The sequence below is a fragment of the Gilliamella sp. B3367 genome (assembly GCF_026536825.1).
GTDB lineage: Bacteria > Pseudomonadota > Gammaproteobacteria > Enterobacterales > Orbaceae > Gilliamella > Gilliamella apicola_E.
The window spans coordinates 90,152-103,661 of the sequence record NZ_JAFNNJ010000007.1 but is presented as its reverse complement, the minus strand read 5'-3'; the positions used below and the strand labels follow the sequence as shown (position 1 = coordinate 103,661).

General features: G+C 35.6%; 9 protein-coding genes. All 9 read right to left on the bottom strand.

What is annotated here, in order from left to right:
* Positions 1-617: 617 nt before the first annotated feature.
* Entirely contained in the window at positions 618-1,412 is a 795-nt protein-coding gene (locus J3U23_RS10300; protein ID WP_065561755.1) for an ABC transporter ATP-binding protein, read from the bottom strand.
* A 2-nt stretch (positions 1,413-1,414) separates the two neighbouring features.
* Entirely contained in the window at positions 1,415-2,359 is a 945-nt protein-coding gene (locus J3U23_RS10295; RefSeq protein ID WP_065561756.1) for an ABC transporter permease, read from the bottom strand.
* Positions 2,360-2,424: 65 nt separating this feature from the next.
* Complete coding sequence (locus J3U23_RS10290; protein WP_267339191.1) at positions 2,425-3,402, bottom strand: ABC transporter substrate-binding protein; 978 nt, start codon at positions 3,400-3,402, stop codon at positions 2,425-2,427.
* A 251-nt stretch (positions 3,403-3,653) separates the two neighbouring features.
* Positions 3,654-4,619, bottom strand: a complete 966-nt coding sequence (locus J3U23_RS10285; protein ID WP_267339190.1) for an ABC transporter substrate-binding protein — start codon at positions 4,617-4,619, stop codon at positions 3,654-3,656.
* 85 nt (positions 4,620-4,704) lie between these two features.
* On the bottom strand, positions 4,705-5,598 hold the full coding sequence (fdhE, locus tag J3U23_RS10280) for a formate dehydrogenase accessory protein FdhE (RefSeq protein WP_267339189.1): 894 nt from the start codon (positions 5,596-5,598) through the stop codon (positions 4,705-4,707).
* Positions 5,599-5,686: 88 nt separating this feature from the next.
* Positions 5,687-6,385 carry a formate dehydrogenase subunit gamma gene (locus tag J3U23_RS10275; RefSeq protein ID WP_065561760.1) on the bottom strand — a complete coding sequence of 233 codons (699 nt, stop codon included), beginning with the start codon at positions 6,383-6,385 and terminating at the stop codon, positions 5,687-5,689.
* Positions 6,378-7,352, bottom strand: coding sequence for a formate dehydrogenase subunit beta (gene fdxH / locus J3U23_RS10270; protein WP_081299423.1), 975 nt, complete (start codon positions 7,350-7,352; stop codon positions 6,378-6,380). Before fdxH ends, J3U23_RS10275 begins: the two co-directional genes overlap by 8 nt.
* A 15-nt stretch (positions 7,353-7,367) precedes the next feature.
* A complete protein-coding gene (gene fdnG / locus J3U23_RS10265) occupies positions 7,368-10,436 on the bottom strand; it encodes a formate dehydrogenase-N subunit alpha (RefSeq protein ID WP_267339188.1) in 3,069 nt (1,022 codons plus the stop codon).
* A gap of 298 nt (positions 10,437-10,734) precedes the next feature.
* Positions 10,735-13,167, bottom strand: a complete 2,433-nt coding sequence (gene plsB, locus J3U23_RS10260; RefSeq protein ID WP_267339187.1) for a glycerol-3-phosphate 1-O-acyltransferase PlsB — start codon at positions 13,165-13,167, stop codon at positions 10,735-10,737.
* Between the last annotated feature and the right edge of the window lie 343 nt (positions 13,168-13,510).

The following is a 13,510-nucleotide window of genomic DNA, read 5'->3' as shown; positions in this document are numbered from 1 at the left end:
GAACTCAGAAGTGAAACGCCGTAGTGCCGATGGTAGTGTGGGTATTACCCATGTGAGAGTAGGGTGCCGCCAGACTTTTAATTTAGAGCGAAAGCCCAGCAGCAATGCTGGGCTTTTTTGCATTTAGGGATCAGTATTTTTAATACTATTGAGCAAATAAATTCCTATATCTCTCTGATATTTTTAGCAGCTTAATAATCAACGAAAATCAAAGAATAGAACAAAACACTTCCTTTAAATAATTAATGCGTTAAATGCTACTTACCTATAACTTAAAAACATCATAATTTCTTTCATATTATCTTTAGTAACAAGATAATTTGGGGAAAAGGTAATCTTTTCTAAAATACTAAATACATCTAAATTAACAAAATTATTAAATTAAAAATTAAAGGGTTTAATGAATTCATGATTGGATGAATAACGCTTAAATGAAACGAAAGTTAATTTAGTAGATAAAATATGGATTTTGAGATGAGAATGCTCACAAAATCAATAACCATTAATAGTGAGTGATAAAAGCGTGTTAGATTTTGTGTTAATGGAGATTGAATAAATGAACAATAGATTGAAAAAAGCAATATTCATTAAATAAATATTGCTTTAAATTTTTATTATTAGCCTAAAAGTAGGGCATCATCTGTTACTTTTTCACCGCGAGTTTTTTCGAACATCTCTAATAAATCATTGACGGTTAATTTATCTCGCTTTTCCCCTGAAACATCAAGCACCACTTGCCCTTGATGAAGCATGACTGTTCTTGTGCCGTATTCTAAAGCTTGTTTCATTGAATGGGTAACCATCATTGTGGTTAACTTATTTTTTAAAACAATTTCATTAGTGAGATCCAAAACGAATTGTGCTGTTTTGGGATCAAGTGCAGCAGTGTGTTCATCAAGTAATAAAATCTTAGATGGTTGTAATGTCGACATTAATAGACTTACTGCTTGTCTTTGTCCTCCTGATAATAATCCCATCATATCTGATAAGCGATTCTCAAGGCCTAAATTGAGTGTTGCTAGTTTTTCTTTAAATAAGGCCCTCAGCTTGCGATTTAATGCTGGTAGTAAAGTGAAACTATTACCTCGGTTATAAGCAATCGCTAAGTTTTCTTCGATAGTAAGATTTTCACATGTCCCTACCATAGGATCTTGGAATACTCGTGCAACCATACCGGCTCTTTTCCAAGCAGGCCAACGAGTCACATCTTTATTATTAATAATCACATGTCCCGAATCAGCAATCAAATCACCACTAATCACATTAAGTAAAGAACTCTTTCCTGCGCCATTACTACCGATTATAGTAACAAACTCACCTTCACTGATATTGAGATTTAAACCTCGTAATACATGATTTTCAATTGGTGTTCCTTGATTAAACGTCAATTGCAATTGCCCAACATTGATCATGCTTACTTCCCTCTTCTTTTTGAGTATTTTTTCAGTTGTTTTGGTAAGACTAAAGCTAAAACAACCAATATTGCCGTGATAAGATTTAAATCTTCTGTACCGACACCGATCTCTTGTAAAAATTCATTGCTAAGTGCAAAGGCAATAAATAAACGGTATAAGATAGCGCCGAAAATAACAGCAATCATAACCGCCCAAATGCGTTTTGTTGGGAAAATACTTTCACCTATAATGATTGATGCAAGGCCGATAACAATAGTCCCCACCCCAATAGTAATGTCAGCACCGCCTTGAGTTTGAACAAATAATGAACCACCAAGTGCGATTAATCCGTTTGAAATTGCCATACCTAAAATAGTGATACCACCTGTTGGAATTCCTTGGGATTTAGCCATTCGTTGGTTAGTACCAGTCGCTCTTAAAGCCAATCCGATTTGGGTATTTAAAAATAGGTTAAGTAGCAACCAAAATACAACAACAAAAGCTAAAACCATAAGTGGTTGCACTAAATATTGATTACTATAATCTTCATTGATAAATGGAGAGAAAATAGTTTTTGCATCGAGTAAAGATAGATTAGGCGAACCAGCCATTCTTGGTGTTTCATCCATGAGATAAGGTCCTAATCCTAAAATTCTTAGATTAATTGAATAAAGGCCTATCATCACGATAATACTTGATAGTAATTGTAATATGTTAAGTTTAACATATAACAGTCCAGTCATTGCACCGGCAATACAACCTGCAAACATACCTAGAAAAGTTGCAATCCATGGATCAATACCGACATACATACACAAACCACATACTGCCCCGCCAAGAGGAAAACTCGCATCAGCGGTTAGATCGGGGAAGTCAAGTAGTCGAAACGATATAAACACGCCTAAGCTAACTAATGCGTAAATAAGTCCTATTCCAACTGAGCCTAATAAAAATTCAAATGACATGAAAATATCCACTAAAAAAGTAACCGCCAAAGTAGGCGGTTTAGTTATTAAAACGGTTTAATAAATTATTTTTCAACAATTTTTGCTGCTGATTTTAAAACCTCTTCAGATAGAGTGACACCTTGGCGTTCAGCAGCCTTTTTATTAATAGTTAATTGTGTGATGTTACCAACTTGTGGTGGAATATCACCTGGTTTTTCACCATTAAGAATTCGAATAACAATTTTACCTGCTTGGCGACCAAGGTCATAATAACTCATTCCCAAAGCAGCAATTGCACCTCGTTCAGCTGAATCAGGATCTGATGCAAGAAGAGGAATTTTGTTTTCATTGGCAACCTTCGCTAATGCTTCATAAGCTGAAACGACGTTATTATCGGTTGTTGTGTAGATCAGATCAACTTTTCCTTTTAAACTTATTGCGGCGGTTGAAATATCAGATGTTCGTTGTGCTGGTGCAGCAATAATTTTCATGCCGCGTTTTCCAAGTGCAACTTGTAATTCTTTAAGCACAATTGTGGAATTTACTTCACTTGGGCTATAAACATAACCAATATTTTTTGCATCAGGTTTAATTTTTAACATCATATCGATTTGTGATTCTAAAGATAATGCATCTGATACACCAGTTACATTGGTTTTAGAAGCTTCCCAACTAGGTGTTAATTTAGCAGCAACGGGATCAGTGACAGCAGTGAATACGATAGGAATCGTTTTGGTTGTCGCCACTAGAGCTTGGGTGCTAGGTGTTGCAATACCAACGATAACATTGGGCTTATTAGCAACAAATTGTTTTGCTATTTGGGCAGCATTAGCGCTACTACCTTGAGCACTAGCAAACTGTAATTTTAAATTTTGACCAACAATATAGCCATTATCTTTTAATTCATCTTCAACACCTTTGCGAACATTATCTAATGCAGGATGTTCTACAATTGCTGTTATCGCGACATATTTTTGCTCAGATTGATTATCTGCTAATGAAAAAAATGTTACTACAGACAAACTAAGTAACATAAAAAGCTTGATGATTAAATTTCGCATGTGGTGCTCCTGTAATATTTATTTTACAACCAACCTAATTATACGTTTACTATAAAGCAAAAACAGATAATTTTCTAGATGTAATAAAAAGTATATGTGTAAATATTTTAATACACCTTATTGCAAGGAATTATGAATAGAATAGACTTATCAATAATACTTTAAAAAATTTTGAGGTGAGGAACGGGGTTTTTGAACATTCTTTGCCCATTAAAATGGACAAAGAATTGATTTTATTTAGATATATGATTTTATTTTTGACCAATAACTTTATAGGCAGACTCGATAATGTCGGGAGGTAAAGAGATTCCTTGTTTTTTGGCTGCATCAGTATTGACGACAAGGCGTAATGTTTGTCCGATTTCGGGTTTAATATTGCCAGGATCTTCTCCATTTAAAACTCTTACCACCAGCTTACCTGATTGACGACCTACATCGTAATAGCTCATTCCATAAGCAGCAACAGCTCCTCGCTCAATGGCATCAGGAAACGATGCTAACAGTGGGATTTTATTTTCATTGGCAAATTTAACTAATGATTCATAAGCTGAAACAACGTTGTTATCTGTTGTGGTGTAGATCAGATCAACTTTTCCTTTCAATGTATTGGCTGCTGTTGAAATATCCGCTGTACGTTGGGCAGGCACCGCCACCAATGAAATATTTTGTTGGCTAAGTTCATTTTGAAGATTTTTTAACACTACAGTGGAATTAATTTCGCTAGGACTATAAATATAACCAACAGATTTTACATTAGGCACAACTTTTTTCATAAATTCAATTTGAGGGCCTATTTCTTGATAGTCTGAAACGCCAGTGACATTGTTATGAGAGGGATTCCAATCTTTAATTAATTTTGCTGCAATTGGATCAGTAATTCCTGCAAAAACAACGGGTATTTGTTTAGTTGCGGCAACTGTTGCTTGAGCACTTGGTGTTGCAATTGCAACGATGACGTCTGGTTTAGCTGCAACGAACTGTCTGGCAATTTGTGCGGCTGTTGCACTACTACCTTGGGCACTTCGATATTGGACATTTAAATTATCGTTTAACTTAAATCCATTTGCTGTTAACTCATCTTTTACTCCATCACGGATTTGGTCTAATGAAGGGTGTTCAACAATTGCTGTTATCGCAACATTTTTTATCGCATTAGCCAAACAGAAAAATGGCGTAATTACTAACATCAATATTAAAATTATAGCGCGTTTCATCATAAAGAACTCGTAAACTAGTACAGTGATATGATTCTAATCTTAATATTACAAAATGTTAAGTAATATTTTTAACTTTTGTAATTTCTTATTGCGCAAAGACAAAAGGATTTAACCCACTTTTTGCAAATCCTTCTTCTTCAGTCTTGATATCTAATATTAATGAGGCAACATCATCAGCAATGATTTCGATATGAGGATCTTTATCTTGGTCTAAGATTTTCAAATAGCTATGGCAAGCATCACAACACTCGGTTTTTATTGCAGCTAATTCTTTATCCAAAGAGAAGTATTGAATATCTTGCATATTATCACAACAAGTACATTTCACTCGTGGTACATACCATTCGCTTTCACATAAGCTACAATGAAGGTATCTTAATCCATTATTTGCACCAAGCTGAATAATACTCGCAGCTGGCATACTATTACACACTGGGCATAGCCAGCTTTCATTGGTATTTTCAGCGACGGCTTTGCCTTTAATTTGACTAGCTAGTTGGCAATAATAGACTGATAAAGCTGACCAAATAAATATGGATTCATTACCGTCAACCAAATTAAATTTACCATTGAGTAAGTTGAGTGCTTTCTCTTGAAGTTGATTAGAATCGTTTTGTTTTAATTGTTCAATAACAGATTGAATTTGATAGGTTGTATTTGAAAATGAATTTAATAATGTTAATAAATAATCTTGCCAAATATCATTTAATGGTAAGTTTTCCAAACTTAATGGCGGAAAATCATTATTAAGTGATGGAGAGATATCAATAGGTTTTTTGATTAAAATAGCCTGTTGCTCGACAATCTTAGCGCAGAAATTTAAATAATCGCTTAAAGAATTGTTTCGTGCTAGCGTTTTTAAACGCTCAGCGCGATGAATATAAAGTGTTTTCGGTGATGGATAAAAGAGTAAGGGAATCTGTCTAATTACGGTGTTTTGTTGTTCAAGCTGCTCTCGTGGGATGATTTTTATACTCATTCTTGATTACCAATTTTGTTATTTTTTCCATCATTAATCTAATAGGCTAAGAATTCCGCTGATTTATATCAGCGGAGATTAATTATTCTTATAAAGCAGGTTTTTGTTCTGTTTGAGATGATGGCTCAATATCGTTCTTTTGATTATCTTTAAGTTCTTGCTGATAGACTTTTTTCATTTCTTCTTCGTACCATGAGGAGTGGTTTTTAAATGCCCACGCTCGTGATACATATCCAGTTATCATTCCTTTTATAGACCCTTTAACCCAAATTGCCATATAAGCATGACCAATAGCCAGTAAAATAAGACAAATAGCAGCAAAAGAGTGGAAAAATATTGCGATTCGGACTATTTGAATAGGAAAATAATCAGATACATATCGGCGCCACATTATCAAGCCCGTAACGAATAGCACAAAGATTAAGCTCATAATGCACCAGAATAAAAACTTTTGGCCAACATTATATTTACCAATTGGGATACCTTCTTCTTTTCCCATAATCACGTTTTTAAAGTTTTTAATCCATAAAAGGTCATTTTTATTTGGAATATTGTGATGAGCTAATTTGATAAACATGAACATTAATAAAATGAATACCACACAACCAATTATAGGGTGTAAAGCTCTCACCAATTGTGGTGTGCCAAGAAATAATCCAAATAACTTGATTGATGGAAAAAATAAAGATAAACCTGATAACGCGGTTAATATAAACAAACAGACCATACACCAATGACAGAAGCGTACAATAAGTGGTGTTCTTAATATCATTCCTTTCTTATTCATGACGAGCCTCCGATTGTGTTGAATTAGGACTATTTTTTCGACCTAAAATAGGTAGTCCTAAACGTTTTCTTGCTTGTTTGTCCGCTTCTTTTTCGTGTTCAATATCTTCTTCATCGACTTCAACTGCACCTACCCCCATGTAGTGGAAGAGTAATCCGCCAAAAGTTGCAACAAAAGCAGCAGCTGATAGTGGTTTCCATGCGCCTTTCCAGAATTTAACGATTTCGCTAATTTGAGGATCTTTAGGTAATCCATGGTAAAGTTCAGGTTGATCAGCATGATGTAGTACATACATAACATGAGTACCGCCGACACCTTCTGGATTGTAGAGTCCTGCGTTTTCAAATCCACGTTTTTTTAAATCAACAATTCGGTGTTCGGCATGGCGAATCATATCTTGTTTGGTGCCAAAATGAATTGCTCCAGTAGGGCAGGTTTTTACGCAAGCAGGTTCTTGACCAACAGCAACTCGATCAACACATAATGTGCATTTATAAGAGTGGTTATCTTCTTTGCTAACACGTGGAATATTAAATGGACATCCTGCGACGCAATAACCACATCCAATACAGTGTTCTGATTGGAAATCGACAATCCCATTAGCATATTGAATGATTGCTCCTTCAGATGGGCACGCTTTTAAGCAACCAGGATCTGCACAATGCATACAACCATCTTTACGTATAAGCCATTCGAATTTGCCATTGATTTCAACTTCTGAATAACGCATTACGGTCCATGCTTTTGGTTCTAAGTCAGCTGGATTATCATAAACGCCGACGGTATTTCCTACTTCTGCTCGCAGATCATTCCATTCGCTACAAGCTACCTGACAAGCTTTACAACCGATACAGGTGGTCACGTCAATTAATTTAGCTACTTCCTGCTGATAATCTCTTGCCCTAGGTGCAGGTGTTAGGGCATTAGTTGCTGAGCGGCGAATAATATCTTGAGTTTGTAATGACATAATCTATCCTCCTTCTTATGCCGCTGTGGTAACTTTTTCGATGTTGACTAAGAAGGACTTGTATTCTGGGGTTTGTGAATTAGCATCACCTAAATGCGGTGTTAATTCATTAACCAAAAAGCCTTTTTTAGTTTGACCTGTGAATCCCCAAACAATTGGAATTCCTATGGTTTCGATCTCTTTACCATCAACTGTCAAAGTAGGTAAACGTTTTGTCACAACTGCTTTGGCTTTGATATAACCTCGATATGAAGTTACTTTTACTGTATCGCCCAATTTTATGCCTTTTTTATTCGCAAGATTTTCACTGAGCTCAATAAATTGTTCTGGTTGTGTTATTGAAGCTAATCTTGCATGCTGCGTCCAAAAGTGGAAGTGCTCAGTAATACTGTATGTTGTACCAACATAAGGAAATTTATCTGCTTTACCTAAGCGAGCTAAATCTTCTTTAAATGCTCGAGCTACTGGACTATTTATTTGTTTAGGGTGCATTGGGTTATTTGAAATTGGTGTTTCAAATGGTTCATAATGTTCAGGAAATGGTCCATCAACTAAACGATTCAAACAGAACAGCCCACCTAATCCATCATTGTTCATGATGAAGGCTCCCGCTCCAGAATCTGGTGATAATGTGGCAGTAAAATCTGGTACGTCATTGCCGACCCAACTTGTTCCGTTCCATTTGATTAACATCCGATTTGGATCCCATGGTTTTCCATTTTCATCAGTAGAAGCACGATTATAGAGTACACGTCGATTCATCGGCCAAGCCCAAGCCCAGCCAGCATGAATACCCTTACCTGATGGATCACTAGGATCTCGGCGAGCCATTTGGTTACCTTGTTCAGTCCAAGAACCACAAAATATCCAAATTCCAGATGAGGTCGTTCCGTCGGCTTTTAATTGAGAAAAACCACTTAATAGTTGGCCTTTTTTAAGGATGATGTTGCCATTAGTGTCCGTTATGTCAGCCAATGCTCGACCATTACACTCTTTTGCTAACTCTTCGGCTGCCGGACCTTCAGGATCTTGATAATCCCAAGTTAAATTATTAATTGGTTCGTGATAAGCGCCGCCTTCTTCTTCATAAAGCTCTTTAATTCTTAAATAGATTCGCGCAATAATCTCTGGATCGTAAAGTGATTCATAAGGTGGTCTAGCAGCTGCCCAATGCCATTGTAATAAACGTGATGAGTTAACAATTGTCCCATTTTCCTCAGCAAAACAGTTGGCTGGAAGTCTAAAGACTTCTGTTTGTATTTTGCTTGGATCGACATCATTTGATTCACCATGATTTTTCCAAAACTCGGCTGTTTCAGTTGGCAATGGATCGATATTTACCAAGAATTTGAGTTTGGATAATCCCTCACGAATACTATTTTTATCAGGTAAGGCTGCCAGTGGGTTAAACCCTTGGCAAATAAAACCATTAGCTTGCCCGTCACGCATCATTTTACTAAAACGTAAAATATCATAGGTTTTATCCCATTTTGGTAACCAATCAAATCCCCAATTATTATCCCCAGTTGCCTTATCACCATACATTGCTTTCATAAAACTAATAAAGAATTTAGGGTAATTACCCCAAAAATTAACCTCATTTGGACCAAGAGGTTTTGGTGTTTTTTCTGCTAAGTATTGTTCAAGCGATGTTTGAGAATCTTTTGGTAGATCAAGATAAGCAGGTAATCGATTAGACAGTAAACCTACATCAGTTAATCCTTGAATATTTGAGTGACCACGCAAAGCATTTATACCACCACCCATGACACCAATATTACCAAGAATCAGTTGAATCATTGCTGCAGTGCGGATGATTTGTGTACCATAAGTATGTTGAGTCCAACCTAATGCATATAGGAAAGTTGCCGCACGATCATTGGTTTTAGTACTGGCGAGTGAACGACAAACATGTAAAAAGCCATCTACAGGACTACCCGTTATTTTATTTACAATTTCTGGCGTATAGCGACTAACATGTTGTTTTAGTAAATTCCAAACACAGCGCGGATGACTTAATGTTTTATCTCTTAATGCAAAACCATTTTCATCTTTTTTATATGCCCAACTGGTTTGATCGTATTGACGGTTTTCTGCATCGTAACCACTAAACAATCCACTATTATTATCAAAGTTGAAATCGTCACGCACAATTAAGCTAGCATTAGAGTGTGTTATAAGATATTCAAAGTTGACTTCTTTATTAGTGATAAGGTAATTAATGATACCAAGTAGAAAAGCGATATCTGAACCTGCACGAATAGGTACATAATGGTCAGCTACCGAAGCGGTTCGATGAAAGCGTGGATCAATCGCTATGAGTTCTGCACCGTTAGTAATTTTGGCTTCAATTGCCCATTTAAAACCAACTGGATGGGCTTCAGCTGCGTTACCGCCCATAACAATAACCACATTAGCATTTTTAATATCGTTCCAGTTATTGGTCATGGCGCCTCGACCAAAGGTCGCACCTAAACTAGATACTGAGGGCCCATGGCAAACTCTAGCTTGAGTTTCAAGGCTTAGCATTCCTAAAGAACGGGCAACTTTAAATGCTAACCAACCCGTTTCATTACTCGCAGCTGAAGTCACTAGCCAGCCAGTAGTTGTCCAGCGGTTAACCGTCGTTCCTTGCTCATTTTTTTCTTGAAAATTTTTATCACGGTCAGCTTTCATTAAGCGAGCTATGCGGTCAATTGCTTCATCCCAGCTGATTCGTTGCCATTTGTCAGAACCTGGCGCACGATACTCAGGGTATTTAACTCGTTGTTCGCTTTTAATATAGTCGAGTACGCCAGCACCTTTCGGACAAAGTGAACCACGACTAACAGGATGGTCAGGATCGCCTTCGATATGAAAAATAGACGATTCGGCATTCTTAGCGCCATCTCCTCGGCTATAAAGGAGCATTCCACATCCAACAGAACAGTAAGTACAATTATTTCGCGTTTCTTTTGATTTTAACAATTTATATTGGCGAGTTTGTGCAAGCGCTACATTCGGCATTAATCCTAAAGTAGCGACAGTTGTTCCTGCCATGCCACCAGCACAGATCTTAAAGAACTGTCTACGGTTAAATAGCATATGAACTCCTTAAAAAGCTGACATTACATTTTATTATCTAATTTTTTCGATGTTATAAACATCCTTACTAATTGTAATGATAATATTTAATTGAATGGAAATAAAGGTATACTTTCACAAAAGTTTGACATATGTCAAAAAAACAATGGTGCTATTTATTAAATTTGTTAATGAAGATTATAAAGAATAAAATTATTTAGAAAACAGTGATAAAGCATAAAAAAAGATACTTTATTTAATGATTGAAGTTTATTCGGCTTACCCAAAATAATCAAGTAAGCCCAAGATAATTTAATTTTTAAGGATTGATTTCATCAATTGTTTGCATTACACGGTTAGTAATTAATGGTTTAAGTATATTATTCATGGTTTCGATTTTCGGTAAATTTGCATCACCTTTATCATCTAAATAACCTTGTTCCCGAAGCGAAGCAACTAGTGTTGAAAAAACACCTTTATCAAAAAATTCAGGGGCATTTATACCATGTAATATTGAAAGCCGTTCTGCAATTAAACGTCCTTCTTTTTCTAAGGTTGCACGACTAATTGTCGGATCTTTTTGCAACAATGAAAATACAATGACATAGCGTTGTAATGTATCTCTTGATGATGACGCTAACAACTGTAATCCTGACATTTTTAAGTAGTTCAATGTTAATTTATCAGGTGAATAACTTATTAGATTCAAATCAGCATAAGTTGCAATAATTTTATTAACGTATTCAGTTAATTGATCTTCATTATGATATAAAAATAGCTCTGATTTTATTAAAGGGAAGAGCAATTTAACCTGCATAAGTACTTCATCAATTGAAATGCGATTATGTTTAAGTAAAATTCTAGCCACAATTGCCGGTATAATCAGTAAATGCTGAATATTATTGCGATAATAGGTCATCAATACTGCTTGTTCGGTAGTTAACCCCACCATTTCACCAACTTCATCAGTAGTAATGACAAATTTACCCATTTCTTTGGCATGTTCAAACATCTCTTCGGCAGTTTGATCGGGAATGGTAATCAAATCAGAGTAAGGAATGTTTTTCAATAATTTTAAAAGATAATCTAAATGCTCTAATAATTTTACTTTTGTTAATGTGCATTGGTCAGCGGCTAATAATATTGAACAACATAAATTCATAGCATTAATCGCAGCCGAAGAATTGATGTGCTCCATAATTTGTTTCGCAAGCAAATTAGTTGTTGGTGTTAACCAATTAGGGCGCTGTGTTCCTGTAGGATCAATAGCATCTCGCCATTCAGGTATATGCTGATTTAAAAATTGATTTAAAGGTATTGGGCTACCAAAGTTAACGTAGCCAAAGCCTAGTTTTTTTAATTTTAAGAAGGCTTTAATTGTGCTCCACAAGCTTTCTTTTTCTTTTTTAGCGCCACGCAGCTCGTTAGCATAAGTGGCAACTTCTAAAACATGTTCATAACCAATATAGACCGGGACAATTGTGATTGGGCGTGTATCACCCCGTAATAAAGTTTGGATTGTCATCAACAACATTCCGGTTTTAGGGTCGAGTAGTCTTCCTGTGCGTGAGCGCCCACCTTCAATGAAATATTCGACGGCATAACCGCGGATAAATAACTCTGCTAAATACTCTCTAAATACGGCGGTATAGAGTTTGTTACCTTTAAATGAACGGCGGATAAAAAATGCCCCTAAGCGCCTAAAGATAGGGCCTGCTGGCCAGAAATTTAAATTGATACCAGCTGCAATATGTGGTGGAACTAATCCTTGCCGATAAAGTACATAAGACAATAACAAATAGTCCATATGACTTCGATGACATGGTGCATAAACGATTTCGTGTCCATTTTCAGCAAGCTCTCGAACTGGATCAGCGTTTGTTACTTTTAAACCTTGATAAAGTCTGTTCCAAGCCCAAGTAAGAACAAAGTCAGTCACTCTTAGCATGCGGTAAGAAAAATTAGCCGCGATTTCATTTAGAAGTGATAAAGCATTTTTCTTGGCTTTATCCAGCCCAATATGTTTACTTTTAGCTTCTTCTTGTATTGCCTCAGCAAGAGCTGGGTTAGTTAATAATTTATTAAGCATTTCCTGTCTAACAGGCAATTTAGGACCAACAGAAGCCGCTCTTTGTTTAGCAAAGTGAATACGTGCTACACGTGCAAGTTTATGAGCTAAAACAGAAATATCTTGTTTATCATCCACTTTAATATCTTTAAAAGATACGGTTCGAGAAAATCGAGTATAGCAGTCACGACCAGAAATTAAGATTTTATAAAGTTTATAGGTAGCACCTAACACTTGCAGTGAAGGCATTTTTTTGCCTTCTTTATCTGGTTTACGACCAAACATGACAGATACAGGCAACATTTGAACATCAAGTTCATCATTTTGTTGATGCGCTGAAATGTATTCCCTTAAAATTTCGATAGATTTATTTTTTTGTTTACTTGAAGCAAAAATTCCTGGCCCTTTATCGATATAAATATAAGCAGGTACAGTTTTATCATTAATATCAATTCCTAATAAAGGATCTGGTAAATGATATTTTAGACAAAGCGATCTAACTACCATTAAATCAATTTGAGAGTTATAAGGAAGCACATACAAAATTGGACGATGGATATCGAGGTCCAGTTCAGTAATGGGATCGGTAGGAATTGGTTTACTTTTAACAAAAAGCTTAACAGGAATTTGAATTAGTGAAAAATAAATTTTTGTCCACCAAGAAAACATAAAAATAAACCTCATACTTTGTTGCTAACTATATACTTAAATCATTTTAAGTTATTTATTTACCAACCTAATAATGAATGTTTAAGCTGTAAATTGATATGATACTCTAATATAAAAAACATTAATCCAAGTATATATGCGTTACAGTATAGCAAATTTGCATAATCTTGTAGTGATTACATTATGATAATGACAACGTATTATAAAGGTTTATTTCTATCAGCACCATATCAGCATGAATTGAATATTACCGTTAATTAAAGCAAGTTATTCACACAATTTTCATTAAGGATACAAATCGGTTATTCTTTATTTGCAATGTTAGCATTAAATTTATTATAAGTTTTCTTTAGTCTTA

What these genes read in the sequence shown, in the direction of transcription:
- J3U23_RS10300 (WP_065561755.1), bottom strand. Translation starts at nt 1,412, where the DNA reads ATGATCAATGTTGGGCAATTGCAATTGACGTTTAATCAAGGAACACCA.
- J3U23_RS10295 (WP_065561756.1), bottom strand. Translation starts at nt 2,359, where the DNA reads ATGTCATTTGAATTTTTATTAGGCTCAGTTGGAATAGGACTTATTTAC.
- J3U23_RS10290 (WP_267339191.1), bottom strand. Translation starts at nt 3,402, where the DNA reads ATGCGAAATTTAATCATCAAGCTTTTTATGTTACTTAGTTTGTCTGTA.
- J3U23_RS10285 (WP_267339190.1), bottom strand. Translation starts at nt 4,619, where the DNA reads ATGATGAAACGCGCTATAATTTTAATATTGATGTTAGTAATTACGCCA.
- fdhE (WP_267339189.1), bottom strand. Translation starts at nt 5,598, where the DNA reads ATGAGTATAAAAATCATCCCACGAGAGCAGCTTGAACAACAAAACACC.
- J3U23_RS10275 (WP_065561760.1), bottom strand. Translation starts at nt 6,385, where the DNA reads ATGAATAAGAAAGGAATGATATTAAGAACACCACTTATTGTACGCTTC.
- fdxH (WP_081299423.1), bottom strand. Translation starts at nt 7,352, where the DNA reads ATGTCATTACAAACTCAAGATATTATTCGCCGCTCAGCAACTAATGCC.
- fdnG (WP_267339188.1), bottom strand. Translation starts at nt 10,436, where the DNA reads ATGCTATTTAACCGTAGACAGTTCTTTAAGATCTGTGCTGGTGGCATG.
- plsB (WP_267339187.1), bottom strand. Translation starts at nt 13,167, where the DNA reads ATGAGGTTTATTTTTATGTTTTCTTGGTGGACAAAAATTTATTTTTCA.